Source organism: Collimonas humicola, from assembly GCF_018304945.1.
GTDB classification, from domain to species: Bacteria; Pseudomonadota; Gammaproteobacteria; order Burkholderiales; family Burkholderiaceae_D; genus Collimonas; species Collimonas humicola.
Genome location: NZ_JAGQEE010000008.1, coordinates 74757 through 96475, shown reverse-complemented (window position 1 = coordinate 96475; position 21719 = coordinate 74757). Strand labels below are relative to the sequence as shown.

17 protein-coding genes are annotated in these 21719 nt (G+C 61.2%); 13 read left to right on the top strand and 4 right to left on the bottom strand.

Annotated features, from left to right (window positions below):
- Positions 1–4 precede the first annotated feature (4 nt).
- The 11 genes from KHU30_RS21110 (at position 5) to KHU30_RS21060 (ending at position 14014) form a co-directional block, all read left to right on the top strand.
- A complete protein-coding gene (locus KHU30_RS21110) occupies positions 5–862 on the top strand; it encodes a class I SAM-dependent methyltransferase (RefSeq protein ID WP_211444577.1) in 858 nt (285 codons plus the stop codon).
- 51 nt (positions 863–913) lie between these two features.
- A complete protein-coding gene (locus KHU30_RS21105; RefSeq protein ID WP_211444576.1) occupies positions 914–1855 on the top strand; it encodes a GDP-mannose 4,6-dehydratase in 942 nt (313 codons plus the stop codon).
- Positions 1856–1896: 41 nt separating this feature from the next.
- Positions 1897–2874 carry a GDP-mannose 4,6-dehydratase gene (locus KHU30_RS21100; RefSeq protein ID WP_211444575.1) on the top strand — a complete coding sequence of 326 codons (978 nt, stop codon included), beginning with the start codon at positions 1897–1899 and terminating at the stop codon, positions 2872–2874.
- A 12-nt stretch (positions 2875–2886) separates the two neighbouring features.
- Positions 2887–4368, top strand: a complete 1482-nt coding sequence (locus KHU30_RS21095) for a mannose-1-phosphate guanylyltransferase/mannose-6-phosphate isomerase (RefSeq protein ID WP_211444574.1) — start codon at positions 2887–2889, stop codon at positions 4366–4368.
- A 20-nt stretch (positions 4369–4388) separates the two neighbouring features.
- Complete coding sequence (locus KHU30_RS21090; RefSeq protein ID WP_211444748.1) at positions 4389–5198, top strand: ABC transporter permease; 810 nt, start codon at positions 4389–4391, stop codon at positions 5196–5198.
- Complete coding sequence (locus tag KHU30_RS21085) at positions 5198–6454, top strand: ABC transporter ATP-binding protein (protein ID WP_211444573.1); 1257 nt, start codon at positions 5198–5200, stop codon at positions 6452–6454. The genes KHU30_RS21090 and KHU30_RS21085 overlap by 1 nt, the downstream gene beginning before the upstream one ends.
- Entirely contained in the window at positions 6451–7851 is a 1401-nt protein-coding gene (locus tag KHU30_RS21080; RefSeq protein ID WP_211444572.1) for a glycosyltransferase family 4 protein, read from the top strand. The genes KHU30_RS21085 and KHU30_RS21080 overlap by 4 nt, the downstream gene beginning before the upstream one ends.
- Complete coding sequence (locus KHU30_RS21075; protein ID WP_211444571.1) at positions 7826–8968, top strand: glycosyltransferase family 4 protein; 1143 nt, start codon at positions 7826–7828, stop codon at positions 8966–8968. The genes KHU30_RS21080 and KHU30_RS21075 overlap by 26 nt, the downstream gene beginning before the upstream one ends.
- Before the next feature lie 125 nt (positions 8969–9093).
- Entirely contained in the window at positions 9094–10242 is a 1149-nt protein-coding gene (locus KHU30_RS21070; RefSeq protein WP_211444570.1) for a glycosyltransferase family 4 protein, read from the top strand.
- Positions 10243–10396: 154 nt separating this feature from the next.
- Entirely contained in the window at positions 10397–12217 is a 1821-nt protein-coding gene (locus tag KHU30_RS21065; RefSeq protein ID WP_211444569.1) for a diguanylate cyclase, read from the top strand.
- 45 nt (positions 12218–12262) lie between these two features.
- A complete protein-coding gene (locus KHU30_RS21060) occupies positions 12263–14014 on the top strand; it encodes a DUF885 domain-containing protein (protein WP_211444568.1) in 1752 nt (583 codons plus the stop codon).
- 44 nt (positions 14015–14058) lie between these two features.
- On the opposite strand, the gene KHU30_RS21055 is transcribed toward KHU30_RS21060, so the two are convergent.
- Complete coding sequence (locus tag KHU30_RS21055; RefSeq protein ID WP_211444567.1) at positions 14059–14958, bottom strand: LysR family transcriptional regulator; 900 nt, start codon at positions 14956–14958, stop codon at positions 14059–14061.
- 162 nt (positions 14959–15120) lie between these two features.
- On the opposite strand from KHU30_RS21055, the gene KHU30_RS21050 reads away from it, so the two are divergent.
- The gene (locus KHU30_RS21050) at positions 15121–16128 is read left to right on the top strand and encodes an aldo/keto reductase (RefSeq protein WP_211444566.1); all 1008 of its coding nucleotides are present in this window, start codon (positions 15121–15123) and stop codon (positions 16126–16128) included.
- Positions 16129–16173: 45 nt separating this feature from the next.
- Here the strand turns inward: KHU30_RS21050 and KHU30_RS21045 are convergent, their stop codons facing one another.
- On the bottom strand, positions 16174–17055 hold the full coding sequence (locus KHU30_RS21045; protein ID WP_211444565.1) for a LysR family transcriptional regulator: 882 nt from the start codon (positions 17053–17055) through the stop codon (positions 16174–16176).
- A gap of 10 nt (positions 17056–17065) precedes the next feature.
- The gene (gene cadR, locus KHU30_RS21040) at positions 17066–17521 is read right to left on the bottom strand and encodes a Cd(II)/Pb(II)-responsive transcriptional regulator (RefSeq protein ID WP_211444564.1); all 456 of its coding nucleotides are present in this window, start codon (positions 17519–17521) and stop codon (positions 17066–17068) included.
- A gap of 118 nt (positions 17522–17639) precedes the next feature.
- Here cadR and KHU30_RS21035 point away from each other — a divergent pair, with 118 nt between their 5' ends.
- Complete coding sequence (locus tag KHU30_RS21035; RefSeq protein WP_211444563.1) at positions 17640–19961, top strand: heavy metal translocating P-type ATPase; 2322 nt, start codon at positions 17640–17642, stop codon at positions 19959–19961.
- Between the two features lie 39 nt (positions 19962–20000).
- Here KHU30_RS21035 and KHU30_RS21030 read toward each other — a convergent pair whose 3' ends face one another.
- Positions 20001–21614, bottom strand: a complete 1614-nt coding sequence (locus tag KHU30_RS21030; RefSeq protein WP_268907195.1) for a bifunctional protein tyrosine phosphatase family protein/NAD(P)/FAD-dependent oxidoreductase — start codon at positions 21612–21614, stop codon at positions 20001–20003.
- Positions 21615–21719 lie beyond the last annotated feature (105 nt).

Below are 21719 nucleotides of genomic sequence, written 5' to 3'. Positions count from 1 at the left end.
TAGCATGCGAGACTTGATCAAAAGGCTTTTCGGCAGCGTTAAACCAGATGCCGCCGTTCAGGTAATGCCGGTAGCCGAGGCTGCGCCGCCCGCGCCTGCGCCAGCCGCGGCTGTCGATTCCTTTCATATCGGATTGCGCGATGCCCTGGCGAGCGGCTGGTATCTCCAGGAAAGCGACGAACTGTATCGCGGCTTTGCCATCAATGCAGAGGATGTGGTGCTGGATGCCGGTTGCGGCGACGGCGGCAATTCATTGTTTTGCGGCCATCGCGGCGCCCATGTGATCGTGGCCGACATCGATGCCGGCAAAGTCGAATTCACCAAGCAACGCCTGACCGAAACCCGGGCCAGGATAGTGCAAGGACTGGTGGGCGACGCCAATCCCTTTTTGCTGGAAGACGGCATCGCCAGCAAGGTGATCTGCATGGAGGTGCTTGAGCACGTCGACGATACGGCGCAGTTCCTGGGCGAACTGGTGCGGGTTGGCAAAGCCGGCGCGCATTACCTGTTGTCAGTACCGGATCCTGTGCAGGAGCACATACAGAAGAAGGTGGCGCCGGCGTCGCATTTTGAAAAACCGAACCACATCCGCATCATCGAGCGCGAGCAGTTTGAAAAGATGGTGACGGACGCCGGCCTGATCGTCGAACGCCACGATTACTACGGTTTCTACTGGTCGGTCTGGTGGCTGCTTTTCTGGGTCTGCAAGGTGGACCTGAGCAATGCGCATCATCCCTTGCTGGACAGCTGGGCGAGAACCTGGGAACTGCTGATGGACAGCCCGAACGGGGAACAGGTGCGCAAGGCCTTGAATGATTTCATGCCGAAGAGCCAGATCATTATTGCGCGCAAGCCGGGATGAAATGTGCGCGATGGCTTTAACCGAACAACCGCAGGAAAGGAGCGAGTGCTTATGAAACGGCTATTTATCACCGGACAGTCAGGCTTTGTCGGCCTTGCCTTTGAACGTCTGCGCGAACACGCCGTCGCCGCCCATGGCTGGCAGTTGGTAACTGCCGACAGCGCCTACGATCTGCTGGAACCGGCGGCGCTGGACCAGGTGCTGCAGCAGGCGCGGCCGGACGCCGTGATCCATCTCGCGGGTCAGACCTTTATCCCGGAAGCTTTCCGCGACCCTGCGCACACCCTGGACGTCAACCTGAAGGGCACGCTCAACCTGCTGCAGGCTTTGCAGCGCAACGGCTTCAGCGGCACTTTTCTCTACGTCAGTTCGGGCGACGTCTACGGGCGGGTCGATCCGGAACTGCTGCCGATCAGCGAGCAGCAGCCGGCGCGTCCGCAAAATCCGTACGCGGTCAGCAAGGCGGCGGCGGAACTGCTTTGCTATCAGTGGAGCTGCAATCTGCCGTGGCGCATCCTGGTGGCCCGGCCGTTCAATCATATCGGCCCTGGGCAGCGCGAAGATTTCGTGATCTCCAGCGTCGCCCGCCAGCTGGCGCGCATCCGCCTGAAGCTGCAAGAGCCGCGGATACTGGTCGGCGATGTCGACGTCAGCCGCGATTTCCTGGACGTGGAAGATGTCATTTCCGCCTATCTGGCTCTGCTCGAAAGCGGCCAGAACGGCGAAATCTACAATGTCTGCTCGGGCAAGGAATATCTGGTCCGCGACATGATCGCCAGCATGCTGTACCTGACCGAGACCGATGCAGCGATCGAGCAGGATCCGGCGCGTTTGCGGCCTTCGGACTTGCGACGGGTAAAAGGCAGCAACCGGAAAATCACACAGGCCACGGCATGGCAGCCCGCCATTCCCATGCAGCAGACTTTATTGAACGTCCTGGCGGACTGGGATGCCAGGGTAGCCGCGGAAAGCGCAGCGCAAACGCGGTCGTGACTTAAGAACAGATAAAAAACAGATATTTGGAGATACAGGCTATGACAAAGACAGCATTAATTACCGGCGTCACCGGGCAAGACGGCGCTTACCTGGCCAAGCTGCTGCTTGACAAGGATTACAAGGTGTACGGCCTGCTGGCAAGGCGCAGCAGCGATACCTTATGGCGCCTGCGCGAGCTGGGAATCCTGGAGCGGCTGCAATTCATAGAAGGCGACCTGGCGGACGCTACTTCCGCCATACGCGCCGTGTGCCAGGCGCGTCCTGACGAAATCTATAACCTGGGTGCGCAAAGCTTTGTCGGCACTTCCTGGAACCAGCCGGTGGTGACCGGGATGGTGGATGGCCTGGGCGTCACCCATATGCTGGAAGCGATTCGCCAGTTCTGCCCGGCGGCGCGCTTCTACCAGGCATCCACCAGCGAAATGTTCGGGCTGATCCAGGCGCAGCACCAGGATGAAAACACGCCGTTCTACCCGCGCAGCCCGTATGGCGTCGCCAAGCTTTACGGCCACTGGATCACCGTCAATTATCGTGAAAGTTTCGGCCTGCACGCGTCCAGCGGCATCTTGTTCAATCATGAATCGCCGTTGCGCGGCATCGAATTCGTCACGCGCAAGGTGACCGACGCCGCGGCGCGCATCAAGCTCGGCAAGCAGCGCGAACTGCGGCTGGGCAATATCGACGCCAAGCGCGACTGGGGATTTGCCGGCGATTACGTGGAAGCTATGTGGCTGATGCTGCAGCAGGAGCAGGCTGAGGACTACGTGATCGCCACCGGCGTCACCACCAGCGTGCGCGAGATGTGCCGGATTGCCTTCGCTCATCTCGATCTGGATTATGAAGAGCACCTGGTGATCGACCCGCAGCTGTTCCGCCCGGCTGAAGTAGACGTCTTGCTCGGCAATCCGGCCAAGGCGCAGCGCAAGCTGGGCTGGAAGCCGAAGACCGGACTGGAACAATTGATACAGCAAATGGTTGACGCCGATATGCGCCGCCTGACCTTAGCTAAAGAATAAAGGGAGACCAAGATGCGTACGCCAGAACCCGGTATTCCATTGACAGCGACGGCGGTGATCGTGCCGGTGGTCCTTTCCGGCGGCGCCGGCACGCGCTTGTGGCCGGTGTCGCGGGAAGGGCATCCGAAGCCCTTCATCAAGCTCCCGGACGGCAAAAGCTTGCTGCAGAAAACCTATCAGCGGGTGGCGCAGTTAGGCATCCGCGGCGATATCCTGAGCGTGACGAATCGCGATTATTATTTCCAGAGCAAGGATGAATTCATCTCGGCCGACCTGGGAATCCATCATCGCCCGCATTTCATGCTGGAACCCGCCGGCCGCAATACGGCGCCGGCGATCGCGGCGGCGGCAGTGTCCCTGCGCGCCTTGCATGGCGATAACACCATCATGGTAGTGATGCCGGCCGATCACCTGATCAAGGACGTTGAGTGCTTCGCCGAAGCGGTGCGGCATGCCGTGGAAATCGCCAAGCAGGGCTACCTGGTGACCTTCGGCGTGCGGCCGCTGACGCCGGAAACCGGCTTTGGCTATATCGAGTGCGGCGACGAGATCGACAGCGCCGGCGCTGCGCAGGTAAAGCGTTTCATCGAAAAGCCGGATGCCGAGCGCGCCGCCGGCTTTGTCGGCAGCGGCAAGCATCTGTGGAATGCCGGCATTTTCTGTTTCTCGGTGTCGGCCTTTTTGAGCGAGCTGGAAAAGCATGCGCCTGAGATCCTGGCGGCGGCTACCGCTTGCATCGAAGCCAGCCCGGCCGGTTCTTCGGCCGGCGTCCTGCTGCAGGAACTGGACAGCGCAAGCTTCATGGCGATGCAAGACATCTCGATCGATTATGCGGTGCTGGAACGCTCCGACAAGGTGGCGGTGATACCGGCCGGCTTCGACTGGAACGATATCGGTTCCTGGGGCGCCTTGCGGCAGCTGGTGGAGCCGGACGAACAGGAAAACCGGGTGCTGGGCGAGGCGGTGCTGATCGACAGCAAGAACAATTACATCTATTCGGAACAGCGCCTGGTGGCCACTGTCGGGGTCAACAACCTGATCGTGGTGGACACGCCCGACGCCTTGCTGATCGCCCATCCGGATCACGTGCAGAACGTGAAGAAGGTGGTGCAGCAGCTCAAGAGCAGCGAGCACGATACCTATAAGCTGCATCGCACCGTGTTCCGTCCGTGGGGCAGCTATACCTTGCTGGAGCAAGGCCCCAACTTCAAGATCAAGCGCATCGTGGTCAAGCAGGGCGCATCGCTGTCGCTGCAGATGCATCATCACCGCAGCGAGCACTGGGTGGTGGTGCACGGCATGGCCAAGGTGGTCAACGGCGACCGCGAAATCTACGTCAACACCAACGAATCGACCTACATCCCCGCCGGCACCAGGCATCGCCTTGAAAACCCTGGCTTGCTGGAGCTGGTCATGATCGAAGTGCAGAGCGGCGCTTATCTGGGCGAAGACGATATCGTACGCTTTGACGACAAATACGGCAGGTGCAAATAGTGCTGAAAGTGCTGACCATCATGCAGAAGAGCAAGGCGCAAACCTTGCTGCGTTCGATCTGGCACTATCGCGGCTTCATCGTCGGCAGCGTCAGGCGCGAGTTCCAGTCGCGCTATCGCAATTCAATGCTGGGCGCCGCCTGGATGGTGCTCAATCCGCTGGCCATGATCGTGGTCTATACGGTGATTTTTTCGCAGCTCATGCATGCGCGCCTGCCGAATGCCGCGAGCCAGTTCGCCTACGGGATTTATCTTTGCGCAGGCTTGCTGACGTGGGGATTCTTTACAGAGACGGTATCGCGCATGCAGAACGTGTTTCTGGAAAATGGCAACATGATCAAGAAGCTCAATTTTCCGCGCATCTGCCTGCCTATCATTACAGTGCTGAACGCGGGCTTGAATTTCTCCATCATCTTCGCCCTGTTCCTTGGCTTCTTGCTGGTCTCGGGCAATTTCCCGGGCTGGGTCTTCTTGGCGATGCTGCCGCTGCTGCTGATACAGGTGCTGTTTTCGGTCGGACTGGGCATTGTGCTCGGCGTGCTGAATGTCTTCTTCCGCGATATCGGCCAGCTGTTCGGCATCGTGCTGCAGTTCTGGTTCTGGTTTACGCCGATTGTCTATACCGTGTCGACCCTGCCTGCCGGCGTGCAGACCCTGCTCAAATTTAATCCGATGAGCGCACTGATTGTCGCCTACCAGGGTATTTTCATCAGCGCTGCATGGCCGCATTGGAGCGACCTGTGGGCGGTCGCCTTGCTGAGCGTTGTCTTGTGCATTTTCGGGATGTTGCTGTTTCGCCGGCATGCGGGTGAAATGGTGGATGAACTCTGATGGGTAAAGTGACGGTTAAAGGGCTCGGCAAGGCCTACAAGACATATGACGGCCGCTGGGCTCGCCTGGCTGAATGGATTTCGCCGTTTTCCAGGGTGCGGCATCAATTGCACTGGGTCTTGCAGGACATCGATTTCCAGCTGGCGGCCGGCGAAGCGGTCGGCATTGTCGGCATCAACGGCGCCGGCAAAAGCACTTTGCTGAAGCTGATTGCCGGTACTACCCAGGCTAGCGCGGGCACTATCGATATCCAGGGACGGGTGGCGGCGCTGCTGGAGCTCGGCATGGGCTTCCATCCCGATTTTACCGGCAGGCAGAACGCGATCATGGCCGGCCAGCTGCAAGGCTTGCGGAACGACGAAATAACGGCCTTGATGCCGGCGATAGAGGCATTCGCCGAGATTGGCGAATACATCGACCAGCCGGTGCGCACCTATTCGAGCGGCATGCAGATGCGGCTGGCGTTCAGCGTCGCCACGGCCAGCCGGCCGGACGTGCTGATCGTCGATGAAGCCTTGTCCGTCGGCGACGCTTATTTCCAGCACAAGAGCTTCGAGCGGATCCGCGAGTTCCGGCGCGCCGGCACCACCTTGCTGATCGTCTCGCATGACCGTTATGCGATCCAGACCATTTGCGACCGCGCCATCCTGCTTAATCGCGGCCGCCTGGAAATGCAGGGCGATCCGGTGGACGTCATGGATTTTTACAATGCCATGCTGGCGGAGCGCGAACAGCAGACCGTGCGCCAGGAACGTCTCGAAGACGGCAGGTTAAGAACGATTTCCGGCACCGGCGAAGCCAGCATCGCGTCGGTGAATTTGCTGGATGACGCAGGCAAGCGGCTCGATGTGGTGGAAGTCGGCGCCTACGCCACGCTGGAAGTTCAGGTTGCGATCAATGCTGAAGTGCCGCGCCTGGTGATGGGCTACATGATCAAGGACAAGCTCGGGCAGTCGATCTTCGGCATCAACACGCACCGGCTCGAGATGCCGCAGACCGACTTGCAGCCCGGCGAAAACGTCATATACCGCTGCCGTTTCCCGATGAACCTGGGCAAGGGCAGCTATTCGATCGCCATTTCCTTGTCGCGGCTGGACTCCCATCTCGACACCAACTACGAATGGCGCGACTACAGCGTGATTTTTCATGTGATCAATACCCGCCATCCCGATTTTGTCGGCTGCGCATTCCTGGACGCGGAGATCGCGGTTGAACGGTCGTCTGGAACCATGCGCCCGGATGGAGTGGCGGCATGAGCAGACTGCTGATCGAATGTACCTATGTGTTCCATCATCCCGAAATGAATTCCGGGATACAGCGCGTGGTGCGCAATATCATCAATCATCTGCCGGCAGTGCAAGATGAAGCGGTGTGCATTCCCGTCATCTTCAAGCAGGGGAAAATACTTGAAGTCACGCAGCTGACGCCCACGCATTCCGACGAGTGGCGCGGCCGCGTGCAGAAAAAACTGGAGAAAGCGGCGCAGAAGCTGGTGCAGGTGCGCAACCGTTACTGGCTGATTCACTCGCGCTTGCTGCGCTTCTGGCCATGGCGGGCATCGCATAACGTAAAGCGGGTGACCTACGTGCTATGCCGCTTGTTAAGTTTTTCATTCATGCTGCCGCTGTATCTGACCGAGAAGGTCCTGGAAAACATCGAGCTGCAGCCGCGCGCCTTTGAAATGGCGTGCCGCGCCGACGATGTCCTGGTGCTGCTCGACTCCTCCTGGCATGCCGATTTTTTCCCGGTGGCGGAAAAACTGCAGCGGCAGGGCGTCTCCATCGTATCGGTCATCTACGATCTGATTCCCTTGACCCACCCGCAATTTTGCGATGGTCCGCTGGTGCAGGTATTCGACCGCTGGTTTGAATGGATCGCCAACACCGCCAACGGCTTCATCGCAATATCCGGCACCATTCGCGACGAAGTGCATGCCGAGGTGCGGCGGCGGCTGGGAAGCGGGCAGGCCCGCAGCCGCTGGTTCGATTTTTTCCACCTGGGTTCTGAGCTCGACCAGGTTGACGCCGGCAAAGCGGTGCGTCCCGCGGTGCAAAAGCTGTTCTCGTCCGGCCGCTCTGTCTACCTGATGGTCAGCACCATTGAACCGCGCAAGAACCACGCCTATTTGCTGGATGCCTTTGAGCAGCTGTGGGAAGAGGGCAGCGACGCGGTCCTGTGTTTTATCGGGCGCATCGGCTGGAAAAATGAACGCCTGATCGAACGCGTAAGGAAGCATCCGGAGTTGAAGCGGCGGCTGTACATGTTCAACGATCTTGGCGACGCCGAGCTGGAGCATGCCTATAGCCATGCGAAAGCGCTGGTCTTTCCATCGTTCGTGGAAGGTTTCGGTTTGCCCTTGGTGGAAGCCATGCAGCGCGGTTTGCCGGTGATGGCCAGCGACATTCCTGTTTTCCACGAGATCGGCGGCGACTTCATCAGTTATTTCGATTTGGACCAGCCGCAATCGCTGGGCCGGCAAGTCGCACAATTTGAGGACAGCGGCGTCTTTCCGGCATTGCAGGAAATGAAAGACTGGTCCTGGCTCAGCTGGGAAGGTTCGGCGCGTCAGCTGGTGCAGCGCGTTCTGCAGCAGGTGAAAGCCCAAAAGCATGCGCAAAGCGCCTGTGATGAAACTGACCATTGCCCTGAATAGCAAGGTGCTGCTGGCGCCTCGCACCGGCATCGGCAACTATGTTGCCGAGCTGGCGCAGGCCTTGCAGCGGCACCCCGAGCTGGACATGCAATATTTTTACGGCGCCGGCTGGCGGCCTGCGCTGGCCGCCGCAGCCATGCCTGGATATGCGCGCTGGACCGGCGCCGCCAAGCGGCTGCTGCCGGCTGCCTACCGGATGCGGCGGCTGCTTGAACAGCGCTGCTTCGACCGCGGCGCACGCAAGATCCGTCCGCATGTCTATCATGAGCCGACCCTGTGGCCGCTGGATTTTTCCGGGCCGACCGTGATGACCGTGCACGATCTGACGCATGTTCATTATCCGCAAACCCAGCCGCAAGACCGCTTGAAGGAAATTGAAAGGCGCCTGCCGTCTGCCGTGGCGCAGGCCAGCCGGATACTGGTTGATTCCGCCTATATCGGCGCAGAGCTCAGGCAGCAGTTCAGCCTGCCGCCAGAGAAGGTGGTGCTGGCGCCGCTGGCCTGTTCTGACATTTTCCAGCCGCGCGATGAACGCGAACTGCTGCCGCGCCTGAAAGCCATGGGCCTGACTTATCGCCGCTTCATTCTTTCTGTCGGGACGCTGGAGCCGCGCAAGAACCTGCTGTTGACGCTCAAGGCGCATGCGCGCCTGCCGCCGTCGCTGCGCGCGCGTTTTCCTCTGTTGGTAGTCGGCATGGCGGGCTGGCAGGCGGATGAGTTGAAGGGGGCGCTGGCGCAGGCGGTGAGGGCCGGCCATGTACGCTTTGCAGGTTATCTGGATCAGGCCGATCTGGCTTGCGTCACGGCAGCCGCCAGGATCATGGTGTTCCCTTCGCTGTACGAGGGCTTCGGCCTGCCCTTGCTGGAAGCGATGGCCAGCGGTACGCCGGTGATCGCATCGGATTGCGCCAGCCTGCCCGAGGTTGCGGCCGCGGCCGGCACCTATGTCCATCCCCAGGATGACATCGCCCTGACTGAACAGATGCAGCGCTTGATGGAGGATGAGTTGCTCTGGACTGAGCGGCGCGGCGCTGGCCTGCTGCGCTCGCAGGCGTTTTCCTGGGCAAGATGCGCAACGATCACCGCTGAGGTTTATCGGCAAGCAGCGCGCAGTTAAATAACATTTGTAGATATTAAATAACATTAAAAGATATAGACTGGCGCAGAGACCGGCAGTCGACGTCAACGGAAAATAGCCTTCTCGTCGCAACGGGTGATGCGGCAGAATTAAAAGAGGATGCAATGCGAGTTCTTCATTTTTACAAGACTTATCAATCTGAGTCGTACGGCGGCATCGAGCAGACCATATTCCAGTTGTGTAAATGCTCGCCTGCCAGCGGCGTTGAAAGCGAGGTGCTGACCCTGAGCGAAGCGCCGGATCCGGCCGAATTGCAATTTCACGGACACACGGTGCATCGGGTCAAGCTGGACTTGCAGATTGCCTCGACTGGATTTTCCCTGTCCGCCATCAGGCGCTTCGCGCAGTTGGCAGAGGATTTCGATCTGGTGCACTATCATTTCCCCTGGCCCTTCATGGACCTGGCCCATTTTGTCACGCGCATGAACAAGCCGAGCGTGGTCACCTATCATTCCGATATCGTGCGCTACAAAGTGCTGCTGCAGCTTTACCGCCCCTTGATGCATCGCTTCCTGAGCAGCGTCGATGCTGTCGTGGCGACTTCGCCCAACTACCTGCAGACCAGTTCGGTGCTGGCCGGCTACAGGGAAAAAACCCAGGTCATTCCTATCGGCCTCGATAAAAACAGCTATCCGACGCCGTCGGACTCCGTGATGGAGCAATGGCAACAGCGCATAGGCGGCCGTTTCTTCCTGTTCGTCGGCGCCATCCGTTACTACAAAGGCTTGCACATCCTGCTGGATGCCGCGCACGGCACCGATTATCCGATCGTGATCGTCGGCGCCGGTCCGATCGAGCAGGAACTCAAGCAGCGCGCTGCTGAGCAGGGCTTGAACAATGTGATATTCCTGGGCATCGTCAGCGATGAGGACAAGGTTGCGCTGCTGCAGCAATGCTACGCACTGGTCTTTCCATCGCACCTGCGCTCGGAAGCCTTCGGCATCTCCCTGCTGGAAGGAGCGATGTATGGCAAGCCGATGATTTCCAGCGAGATCGGTACCGGCACCAGTTATATCAACAACCACGGCGAAACCGGCATCGTGGTTCCACCCAGCGACCCTGGCGCCTTCAGGGCGGCCATGCAGCGCTTATGGGACAACCCGGACCAGGCGCAGGCGATGGGAACGCGTGCGCAGGCACGCTACCAGAAATTGTTTACCGCAAGGGTGATGGGTGAAAGTTATGCCTCGCTGTATCGCGATGTGCTGGCAATGCGCGGAGTGACGGAGCAGCCGGCCAGCCTGGGCGCCTGAGCCCTCGGCCGGATCCCATCTTGGGATTTTAGCGTTTTGTGATACGATCATTTAATAGATAAGCTATTGATTATATTTTTCAAATAGCGTTTAACTATTAAAAACTTTGGATTACATTCACACCGGATTTTGGCGGGTGCGGGTGTTATTTCGTATGCCGCTAAATCGCTTATTCGGGGTCATCTCCCTGCTGCTGATGTCGCTGTTCCTGGCCCTCGCCGGCAAAATTGTCGACAGCGAGTGGACTGTGTATGAGCGCAGTACGAAAAGCATTCCGGTCATCAGAAAACTGCATCTGGCGCTGCAGGTGGAAGAAAAGCTGGTCATCGAGCGCGGGGCCACCACTCTGTTGCTCCAGCAAGATTTGCAGGACGGAGAAGCAGTACGCGCCAGGCTGCTGCCGGCGCGTGCCGCCAGCGATCATGCGCTACGCAATCTGCGGCAGGTTTTGCGGGAGCAGGCCAGCCCCTGGCTGGCGCCGGTGACGGCGAACGTGCAGCTGACAGAACAGTCGCTCGCCGCCGCGCGCCAGGATGTCGACTTGCTGGCGGCCGAGCCGAAAGCGCAGCGCGATCCGGGAACGGTCGCTGCCGCTACCGGCATGATCATGAACACGATGGATGCTTTTGCGCCGGCCATTGCCGCTCTTTCCAGCGCCGCCATTCAGTCGGACCGGCAACTCGATGACGGCGTGGCCAGCGCGCAGCTGGCTTCGAGCCTGCGCGATGTCGCCGGCCAGATGGTCTCGACCCTGGCCGCGCCGATTGTCGCCCGCCGGCCGCTGACGGCGCAGGAAAGGTATGCCTTCGTTAAGCTCTCCGGGCAGGCCGACCAGCTGTATGCCGTGATTGAACTGCAGCTGCGCGGCTACAGCCACAAGCCGGATTTCAAGGCGGCGCTGCAGATCATCCGCGATCATTCCCTGGGCGAGGGGCTGGATCTCCTGACGAACCTGTTCGTCACCGGACGCAGCTCGGGAAACTACGGCCTGAGTCCGGATGAAATGGTCGCCAGCTACGTACCGAAGATGGCGGCGATTCCCGGCCTGCGCGATCTGATCGTCGCCGACATGATCCGCGAAGCCGAACAGCGCAACCTGCGGGCGCGTAATTTCTTGCTGGCGACAGTCGGCCTGGTGTTTCTGGCCCTGGGCATTTTCGTGCTGCTGCTGCGCGTGATACGGCGGCGCGTCTTGAGGCCGATTGTCGACGCCACCGATTTATTCGTTTCCCTGGCCAACGAACGCCTGGCTACTGCCATCCCGACGCCGCGCTACGACGACGAAATCGGCGACATGATGCGCGCGATCCATGTATTGAATGCGCATAGCCAGGAAAGAAGCTGCCTGGAAAAAGAGCGCGAAGAGCTGATCGCTCAGCTGCAGGCCGCCTCCGATACCGATTTCCTGACCGGCCTGTTGAACCGGCGCGCTTTTTTTGCCCACGGAGGACACCAGTTCGGCATCGCCCAGCGTTACCGGCGACAGCTGAGCCTGATCCTGATGGATGTCGATCACTTCAAGGCCGTCAACGACCAGCATGGCCATCATGCCGGCGATCAGGTGCTGTGCAAGGTGGCGGAGCTGAGCGGGCGCTGGCGGCGCAAGGTTGACTTGCTGGCGCGTTACGGCGGCGAAGAGTTCTTGCTGATGCTGCCTGAAATCGACCTGGAGCACGGGCGCGCCGTTGCAGAGAAACTGCGCGGTGAAATCGAAGCCTGCCATTTCCAGCTGGAGGAGGGCGTGTCCATCAAGATCACCGCCAGTTTCGGCGTGGTCGCTTTTGATCATGACGACACCCTGGAAAACCTGATCGTGCGGGCCGACCAGGCCTTGTACAAAGCCAAGGATGGCGGCCGCAACATGGTCATGGCCTTGCCGCGCGAGCCTGGGCAGGGCGTTCGCGGCAGCGCCCAGGATGGCAGTGACTGGTGCCGCGCGGGCGCGCAAAGGAAAGGTGTTGAGGATTTCCATTGAGAAATGAATCCGGCTAGAATGATGGGCTAATCTCCGGAGACATGCATGCATAAAATCGTTTTTGTCCTTGCTCTTTTACTGGCGCCGTTCAGCAACGCGGCGACCTCTGCTCAACAGCTCAACACACTATTCGACAGCGATTGGCAATGGAGCCTGCGCAATGCGCCGGAGATGGCGACCGCGGTCGGCGACAACCGCTACAACGACCGCCTGTCGGACGCGTCGCCGGCCGCCAGCCTGGCCGCCAATGCGCATCAGGAACAGATGCTGGCGCAAGCCAGGCGCATCGACCGCAGCAAGCTGAGCGGCCAGGACCTGCTTTCCTATGATTTGTTTGTCTATGAGAAGCAAAAGAATATCCGGGCCGCCGGATTCTATCCCTACGACCCGTCGCCGCTGACGCAGCTGAGCGGCATCCAGTTCGCTTTCCCGCAGCTGGTGGCGCAGACGCCGTTCAACAACGCCAAGGATTACCGCGACTACCTGGCGCGTCTGCGGGCGCTGCCTAAGTACGTCGACGGCGTGATCGCGCAATTGCAGCAAGGCGTCAAATCCGGCTGGGTAGCTCCCAAGGCGACCATGGGCGTGGTGCCCGGGCAGTTGCAGGAATTCGTCGCCAAGCTGGATAGCAGTCCGCTGGCGGCGCCGTTCAAGGACATGCCGCCGTCGATTCCGGCGGTGCAGCGCGCGCAGCTGGCGCGCCAGGGGCAGTTGCTGTTGCAGCAGGGTGTCGCGCCGGCTTTCCGCAAGCTCGATGCCTATGTGAGCAACACCTATCTGCCGGCCTGCCGCGACAGCATTGCCGCCTCCAGCCTCCCCGGCGGCGCCGCTTACTATGCCTACAAGGTCAAGGAAAACACCACCACCGGCATGACGCCGCAGGAAATCCACCAGGTCGGCCTGCAGGAAGTGGCGCGCATCCAGGCGGAGATGAAGCTGGTGATGCAGCAGACCGGATTTACCGGCACGTTCGCGGAATTCATCACCTTCCTCAATACCGACCCGCGTTTTTACTTCACCAAGCGGGAAGACCTGCTGAACGGCTACAAGGACATCATCAAGCAATCCTCGGCGCAGCTGCCGCGCTTCTTTGCCGATATTCCCAAGGCGCCGGTCGATGTCAAGCCTGTGCCTGACGTCGGCGCCGAAAACCAGGCCGGCGCCTATTACGAACCGGGCACGCCTGACGGTTCGCGCCCGGGTTATTTTTTCGCTAACCTGTCGAAGCTGGAGACGCGGCCGAAATGGGAAATGGAAACCCTGACCTTGCACGAATCGATACCAGGCCATCATCTGCAGACAGCGCGGGCGCAGGAAATCAAAGGCTTGCCGGCGTTTCGCCGCTTCGGCTGGTATGTCGCTTTCGGCGAGGGCTGGGCGCTGTACGCGGAAAGCCTGGGCGGCGAAATGGGCTTCTATACCGATCCCTATTCGAAATTCGGCCATCTCAATGACGAGCTGTTCCGGGCTGCGCGGCTGGTGGTGGATACCGGCATGCATGCGCTGGGCTGGACGCGCCAGCAGGCGATCGACTACATGAACGTGAACACCGCCAATCCGCCGCACGACAACCAGGTTGAAATCGACCGCTACATCGTCGATCCGGGCCAGGCCCTGGGATACAAGATCGGCCAGCTGAAGATCAAGGCGCTGCGAGAAAAGGCGCAGGCAGCATTGGGCGACAGATTCGATTTGCGGCGCTTCAATAATGCCGTGATCGACAACGGCGCCTTGCCGCTGGAGATGCTGGAGACCCAAATCGACGGCTGGATCGCGCAGCAAGCCAAAGCCGGATAGTTTTTCGGATCGCCCGGCCGCAAGGCGTCCCGGCCGGCGCTGCTTTATGCGTAACGGGCCGCCAGCAGTTTGGCGATCCAGTCGACAAACACCCGCACCCGCGGCGACAGATGCCGGTTGTGGGCGTACACCACCGATACCGGCAGCGGCGCCGGCTTGAAATCCGGCAGCACTTCTTCAATCTCGCCGCTCGCCAGCGATGCTTCCAGGCCGAACCGCGGCGCCTGTATCAATCCCAGCCCGGCGCTGCAGCTGGCCAGGTAGGCATCGGAACTGGCCACTGAAATCAGGCCAGGCAGTTTCAGGAAACGCGCTTCGCCATCCACCATGTACTCCCAGCCCAGGTCGCGCCCGGTGCGGCTGGAAAAATAATTCACCACCATGTGATGCTGCAGATCGTTCAGGGTTTGCGGCCTGCCGTGGCGCTCCAGATACGACCTGGCGCCGCAGTTGATCTGCTCCATGCTGCCGATGCGCCTGGCGATCAGGCTGGAATCGCTGAGCGCGCCGACCCGCACCACGCAATCGACCGCTTCGCCGACCAGGTCGACAAAGCGGTCGGTGGCGCTCAGCTTCAAGCGCAGCTGCGGATAGAGCGCGAAAAATTCCGGCAGCGCCGGGATCACCACCATGTGCGCCAGGCGCTCCGGCAGGTCGACCCGTATGACGCCGCGCGGCTGCAACTGGTCATGCTGGAACAAGGCGTCGACATCTTCGAATTCCGTTAATAATTGCGTGCAACGATCGAGGTAGGTGATGCCCTCGTCGGTCAGCGTCACCTTGCGCGTGGTCCGGTGCAGCAGCCGCACGCCCAGGTGCTTCTCCAGCGCCTGCACCGCATTGGTGACAGTCGCGGCAGGCAGGTTCAGCTGTTCCGCCGTGCGGCTGAAGCTGCCCAGTTCCGCCACTCTTGCAAAGACTTCCATGGTCTGGATGCGGTCCATCGTGCTCTCTCCCATATCAAGGGAATTATTGGTGATTTTCGAATAAAGAAATCATTTTATGCCCATTTATTCGCTGGCGGTGATGATCAATAATGGTTTCGAGGCAGCCGGACCCGGCCTTGCCTGTTCGCTGCATCTGGATAAACCAACCAAGGATTCAATATGAAAACCCGACAACTGGGCCGTACCGGCCCGCAATCTTCGATCATCGGCCTGGGCTGCATGGGCATGTCCGATTTGTACGGACCTGCCGACGAAAACGAAAGCATCGCCACCCTGCACGCCGCTATCGACGCCGGCATCACCTTGCTGGACACCGGCGACTTCTACGGCATGGGCCACAACGAAATGCTGATCCGGGAAGCGCTGCGCAGCCGCAAGCGCGAGCAGGTTCTGCTGAGCGTTAAATTCGGCGCCATGCGCGATCCCGCCGGCGCCTGGGGCGGCATCGACGGCCGCCCTGAGGCGGTGAAGAATTTCCTGACTTACAGCCTGCGGCGGCTGGGCACCGACCACATCGATATCTACCGTCCGGCGCGCCTCGATCCGAACGTGCCGATCGAGGAAACCGTGGGCGCCATCGCCGACCTGGTGAAGGCTGGCTATGTGCGCCATATCGGCTTGTCCGAGGTAGGCGCGCAAACCATACGGCGGGCGCAGACTGTGCATCCGATTTCCGACCTGCAGATTGAATATTCGCTGGTCTCGCGCGGCATCGAAGCCGAAATCCTTCCTGTGTGCCGCGAACTGGGGATCGGCGTGACCGCCTACGGCGTGCTGTCGCGCGGCTTGATCAGCGGCCACTGGAACCAGGACAAGACGCTGACGCCAGGCGATTTCCGCAGCCGCAGCCCGCGCTTCAGCGGCGACAACCTGGCGCACAACCTGTCTCTTCTGGATGCTTTGCGCGCTATCGCCGACAGCAAGCAGGCTACCGTGGCGCAGATTGCCATCGCCTGGGTGATGTCGCGCGGCAGCGATATCGTGCCGCTGGTCGGCGCCCGCCGTCGCGATCGTCTGGCCGAATCGCTGGGGGCAAGCAATGTGCAGTTGAGCGCCGACGACCTGGGGCGCATAGAAACCGCGCTGCCGGCGGATGCCATCGCCGGCGAACGCTATGCGCCGGTGATGATGGCGCACCTCGATAGCGAGCAGTCGCACTCGAAATGAGCATCGGCTGCCGGCCAGCCTTGAAGCGCTGGGCCGGCCTCGATCTCACAGTTTCAATTGCAGGAAATCGAGGAAGCAGCTGATGCGCCGCGCCAGCTGGGTATTGCGGTAATACACCGCGTGAATCTGCTGGCGGTAGCCATTGTTATAGGGCGCCAGGATATCGACCAGAGCGCCGCGAGCGATATCTTCGCGCACCATGAAAGCCGACAGGCAGGCGATCCCCAGCCCGTGCAGCGCCAGCTGGCGGATGGTTTCGCCGCCGGAGGCCAGCAGCGTCGGGCTGATGCTGATGTTTTCATCTTGCTGGTGACGCAAGGGCCAGGTATTCAAGGAATCGGGCTGGGTAAAGCCGAGCAGCTGATGCTGCCCGAGCTGTGTGGCGTCGGCCGGCGTGCCGTGCAGGCGCAGGTAGCCGGGGCTGGCGACGATGTGCTGCTGGCTCGCTCCCAGCCGGCGTGCGTGCAGCATCGAATCTTGCAAGGCGCCGTGGCGGATGGCGATATCGGTGCGTTGCTCCAGCAAGTCGATATTCTGGTCGTTGCTGGTCAGTTCCAGCGTGATGTCGGGATAGTTGCGGCGGAATTCGGCAATGTGCGGCACTATGCAGTGCAGCATGAAGGGCGGCGAGGCATCTACCCGCAAACGCCCCGACGGGCGCTGGTGGCGCACCTGGATCGCTTCTTCCGCCTCTTCCATTGCCGTGATGATGGCGCGCGCCTTTTCCAGGAACAGATGGCCTTCTTCGGTCAGCTCCATGCGGCGCGTGGTGCGCGTCAGCAGCGAGGTGGCCAGCTTCTGCTCCAGCCGCGACAGGGCGCGGCTCAGGCCCGAGGTGGTCTGCCCCAGCTGTTCGGCGGCGGCGCTCAGCGTGCCGCAGTCAACCACGGCGATGAAGATCCGCAGATCGTCGGAGTGAATATTCATCTGGCTTGGCTTAATGGACGCCGCCGCCATGGCTGCCGAGATTGGCCGGCGCTTCATCGTCCATGCTGGCCAGGCCCTGCAGGATGCCGCAATCCTTGGCCGCCTGGGTTTTCTGGCATTGCTTGCGCAATTGCTTCAGCTGCGTCTGCAGCGCCTTCAATTCCGTGATCCTGGCGGCGACGTGATCGATATGGTGGTCCAGCAGAGTGTTCACTTCCGCGCAATTATCTTCAGGCAAGTCGCGGAACTGCAACAGCCGGCGCACTTCATCCAGCGTCATGTCGAGCGAGCGGCAGTGGCGGATGAACTGCAGGCGCTCGATATGCGCCTGCCCATACAGGCGGTAGTTGCTTTGCGAGCGTGCCGCCAGCGGCAGCAGGCCTTCGCGCTCGTAGTAGCGGATGGTTTCCACCGGGCAGCCGGCATGCGCTGCCAGTTCGCCGATCTTGAGTGCAGTTGCAGCCATGTACCTGCTCCTTTCCTGATTATTTCAAGTAAATCCTTGACCTTATAGTAGCTACAGGGTTTTAAATATGCAAGGAGTATGCAATCTGCATTGCTAAAACCTGCATCGAGGAGGGCCTATGGCCGCTTGCAAGCACGATCACAACGATCATGACGATCATCATGATCATCACGACCACCAGCATGGCCATGAGCATAGCCATGAGCATAGCCACGGACATGGCCAAAGCCGGCGCCACGAGCACGCGCAGGCCGATGCCGGCGCCAGCCGCCCGATCCTGGCAGCCGGCGCGCAAGAGGCGGTGTTCCTGATCCAGAAGATGGATTGCCCGACGGAAGAAAAGCTGATCCGCGACAGATTCAGGCAGATGGCCGGCATCGAGGCCATGCAGTTCAACCTGATCCAGCGCGAGCTGACGGTCCAGCATCGCCTGCCGTCGCTGGATTCCATCGTCGCTACCCTCAAGGCGCTGGACATGGAGCCGGCGCTGAAGTCGGACACACTGACCGGCGCCGTCGGCCTCACTGAAGGCCTGGGCGACGGCGCGTTCAAGATATCGCGCAAGAAATGGCTGCTGATGGCGATCTCGGGGATCACCGCGGTCGGCGCCGAGGTAGTGGCCTGGAGCAGCGGCCAGGACAGCTCGTGGCTGGTGATCGGCCTGGCGCTGGCCGCCATCCTGGCTGGCGGCCTCGATACCCTGAAGAAGGGCTGGATCGCGCTGCGCAATTTCTCGCTCAACATGAATTTCCTGATGTCGCTGGCGGTGATCGGCGCGGCCATCATCGGCCAGTGGCCGGAAGCGGCGGTGGTGATTTTCCTGTTTGCGCTGGCGGAAATGATCGAAGCGCTGTCGCTGGACCGCGCCCGCAATGCCATCAAGGGTTTGATGGCCATGGCGCCGGACCTGGCGACGGTGCAAGGCGCCGATGGCGAATGGCATGAGGTGGCCACCGGCGAGGTCAAGCTGGCGGCGCTGATCCGCGTCAGGCCGGGCGCGCGCGTGCCGCTCGACGGCGCGGTGACGGAAGGGCAGACCACCATCAACCAGGCGGCCATCACCGGCGAAAGCATGCCGGTCGCCAAGCAGGCCGGCGACCAGGTATTTGCCGGCACCATCAACGAACGCGGCTCGTTCGTCTACCGGGTCACCGCGCTGCAAGCCAATTCGACGCTGGCCCGCATCATCAAGAGCGTGCAGCAGGCGCAGGGCGAGCGCGCCCCGACCCAGCGCTTCGTCGACCAGTTCGCCCGCTACTACATTCCGGTCGTGGTGCTGGCAGCGTTGCTGGTGGCGACCTTGCCGCCGCTGCTGATGGGCGCGGCTTTCTATCCATGGCTGTACAAGGCGCTGGTGCTGCTGGTGATTGCCTGTCCCTGCGCATTGGTGATTTCGACGCCGGTGACGGTGGTCAGCGGTTTGGCGGCCGCGGCCAGGCACGGGATACTGATCAAGGGCGGGGTCTATCTGGAAATGGGACGCAAGATCAAGGCGCTGGCGATGGACAAGACCGGCACCCTGACCCTGGGCAAGCCGCGCGTGACGGATGTGCAGCTGGTGCAGCCCGCGGTTGACGCCGATGGCGGCTTGCTGCGCCAGCTGCTGCATCAGGCGGCCAGCCTGGCCGGCCGTTCCGACCATCCGGTATCGACGGCGGTGGCGGCGCATTGGCAAGCGGCCGAGAGCCTGCTTGAGGTCAGCGCCTTTGAAGCGCTGACCGGGCGCGGCGTGCAGGGCATGATAGGCAACCAGCAGCTTTACCTCGGCAATCACCGCCTGGTGCATGAAATGAACATCTGCAGCCCCGCGCTGGAGGCGCGCTTGTCGGCGCTGGAGAGCGAAGGCAAGACCACGGTGGTGCTGTGCTCGGCCTCGCAGCCTCTGCTGATACTGGCGGTGGCCGACACGGTGCGTGATACTGCGCCGCAAGCGGTGGCGGCGTTGCGCGCGATCGGCGTGGAAGCGGTGATGCTGACCGGCGACAATGCGCACACCGCGCAAGCCATCGCGGCCCAGGTCGGCATCGGCGATGCCCGTGGCGACCAGCTGCCGCAGGACAAGCTGGAAGCGATCAACGATTTGCGCGCGCGCTTCGCCTGTGTCGGCATGGTGGGCGACGGCATCAACGATGCGCCGGCGCTGGCGCAAGCCGATATCGGCTTTGCCATGGGCGCAGCCGGCAGCGACACGGCGCTGGAAACCGCCGATGTGGCGCTGATGGACGACGATCTGCGCAAGATCCCGGACTTCATCCGCCTGAGCAAAAAGACTTACGCCGTGCTGATGCAAAACATCACGCTGGCGCTCGGCATCAAGGCCATTTTCCTGGTGCTGGCGCTGAGCGGCGAAGCGACGCTGTGGATGGCGGTGTTTGCCGACATGGGTGCCAGCTTGCTGGTGGTGTTCAACGGCTTGCGGCTGCTGCGGGCGCTGCGCTGAGATTGCGTCTGCATGCGCACCGGCGGAACAATGCCGGCGCTATGGATGTTCTTTGGAGGCAGAGGATTGGGTGAGCCACTCCCGGCCTTTCAGCATCAGCGTCCAGTAGACCCAGGGCAGCACGGTGGTTTTCAGGAGCCAGTTGCTGCGGCGGGCAATGGTCGGATCGAGCGGGAAGGTCGGCAGCAGTTTGCCGCCATAGCCGAATTCGGCCAGTATCGCCTTGCCTTTTTCCACCGTAAGCGGGCAGGCGCCATAGCCGTCATAGTGTGCGCTCAGCGGCTCTCCAGCGCAGGCCGACAGCAGGTTGGCGGCGACCACCACGGCTTGCTTGCGGACGGCGGCCACTGTCTTTGCATTGCTGGTGGAGCTGATGTCGCCGAGCGCAAAGACGTTGCGGTAACGGACATGGCGCAGCGTTGCCGGATCGACTTCGCACCAGCCGTCGAGATTGGCTAGCGGACTGTTGCGGACCGCGTCGGGCGCCACCTGCGGCGGCACCACATGCAGCATGTCGAAGGATTTTTCCTGGCGCACGATATTGCCGGCGCGGTCCTTGACATCGAACCAGGCCAGCTTGCGATCGCCGTCGACCTTGACCAGATTCGACTCGAATGCCAGCTGCGCCTGGTATTTTTTGACGTAGGACATCAGCGGCGGCACAAACGCAGGAACGCCGAACAAGGCGACGCCGGCGATATTGAATTCAACCGCAATCTTGTCCAGCACGCCTCTGCGCAGCCAGTGGTCGCATGACAGGTACATGGCTTTTTGCGGGGCGCCGGCGCACTTGATCGGCATGGCCGGCTGGCAGAACAGCGCCTTGCCTTGTTTTAACTGCGACACCAGCTGCCAGGTATACGGCGCCAGTTCGTAGCGGTAGTTGGAGGTGACGCCGTTGCGGCCCAGGGTCTGCTCCAGGCCCTCTATTTTTTCCCAGGCCAGGCGCAGGCCAGGGCAGACGATCAGTTGCTGGTAGGCGATCAGGCTGCCGTCGTCGAGCCGGACGCGGTTATGGTCCGGCAGGAATTCCACCGCCGACCGCTGCAGCCATTGCACCCGCTCCGGGATCACCGAGGCCATTGGCCGTACCGTCTTTTTCTGCGCATAGGCGCCGCCGCCGACCAGGGTCCAGGCCGGCTGGTAGTAGTGCCGGCTGGCCGGGTCGATCATGACGATCTGCATATTCGGTGCGCGCCGCAACAGGCTGGCGGCGACGGCGATGCCGGCAGCGCCTGCGCCGACGATCACGACTTCAAATTGCCTGGGCCTGTCGTCCGCCGGCCCTGCCTGCGATGCGGGAGCGGCTGTCTCGGCTGCATTCGCCAGGCGGAAGATGTTGGTGGAACGGTTGCCGGTGCGGCAAAAAGCCAGGATAGGGGGCGGCATGCTGACCAGCAGCCGGCGCAAGGCGGCGCCATGTTCCTTGCTGAGATGGGTGGCGTCCGCCGGCAGATAGCTGAAGGCCAGCCCGAGTCTTTCGCAGGCGGCTGCCAGCTCGCCGCTGGAGACATGACGGCCGCCGTCTTCGGCATCGGGCCGATTGCAGATCACCGACCGGTAGCCGGCCGCTGCGATCTCGCTCAAGTCTTCCATGCCGATTTGACCGGCAGTCGAAAATAATTCGCTATGCTTGATGATATTAAGATTCATAGGCGCTGCTTCCATCGTGACGGGTGAATGGCGCTGCTTCTCTGCCCGTTGTTTGGCCGGCCGGCTTCTTTACACGCGCGGCCAGCGGATCAGGTATCGATATGC

Coding starts and splice junctions, on each gene's coding strand:
- KHU30_RS21110 (WP_211444577.1), top strand. CDS start 5: ATGCGAGACTTGATCAAAAGGCTTTTCGGCAGCGTTAAACCAGATGCC.
- KHU30_RS21105 (WP_211444576.1), top strand. CDS start 914: ATGAAACGGCTATTTATCACCGGACAGTCAGGCTTTGTCGGCCTTGCC.
- KHU30_RS21100 (WP_211444575.1), top strand. CDS start 1,897: ATGACAAAGACAGCATTAATTACCGGCGTCACCGGGCAAGACGGCGCT.
- KHU30_RS21095 (WP_211444574.1), top strand. CDS start 2,887: ATGCGTACGCCAGAACCCGGTATTCCATTGACAGCGACGGCGGTGATC.
- KHU30_RS21090 (WP_211444748.1), top strand. CDS start 4,389: ATGCAGAAGAGCAAGGCGCAAACCTTGCTGCGTTCGATCTGGCACTAT.
- KHU30_RS21085 (WP_211444573.1), top strand. CDS start 5,198: ATGGGTAAAGTGACGGTTAAAGGGCTCGGCAAGGCCTACAAGACATAT.
- KHU30_RS21080 (WP_211444572.1), top strand. CDS start 6,451: ATGAGCAGACTGCTGATCGAATGTACCTATGTGTTCCATCATCCCGAA.
- KHU30_RS21075 (WP_211444571.1), top strand. CDS start 7,826: ATGAAACTGACCATTGCCCTGAATAGCAAGGTGCTGCTGGCGCCTCGC.
- KHU30_RS21070 (WP_211444570.1), top strand. CDS start 9,094: ATGCGAGTTCTTCATTTTTACAAGACTTATCAATCTGAGTCGTACGGC.
- KHU30_RS21065 (WP_211444569.1), top strand. CDS start 10,397: ATGCCGCTAAATCGCTTATTCGGGGTCATCTCCCTGCTGCTGATGTCG.
- KHU30_RS21060 (WP_211444568.1), top strand. CDS start 12,263: ATGCATAAAATCGTTTTTGTCCTTGCTCTTTTACTGGCGCCGTTCAGC.
- KHU30_RS21055 (WP_211444567.1), bottom strand. CDS start 14,958: ATGGACCGCATCCAGACCATGGAAGTCTTTGCAAGAGTGGCGGAACTG.
- KHU30_RS21050 (WP_211444566.1), top strand. CDS start 15,121: ATGAAAACCCGACAACTGGGCCGTACCGGCCCGCAATCTTCGATCATC.
- KHU30_RS21045 (WP_211444565.1), bottom strand. CDS start 17,055: ATGAATATTCACTCCGACGATCTGCGGATCTTCATCGCCGTGGTTGAC.
- cadR (WP_211444564.1), bottom strand. CDS start 17,521: ATGGCTGCAACTGCACTCAAGATCGGCGAACTGGCAGCGCATGCCGGC.
- KHU30_RS21035 (WP_211444563.1), top strand. CDS start 17,640: ATGGCCGCTTGCAAGCACGATCACAACGATCATGACGATCATCATGAT.
- KHU30_RS21030 (WP_268907195.1), bottom strand. CDS start 21,614: ATGAATCTTAATATCATCAAGCATAGCGAATTATTTTCGACTGCCGGT.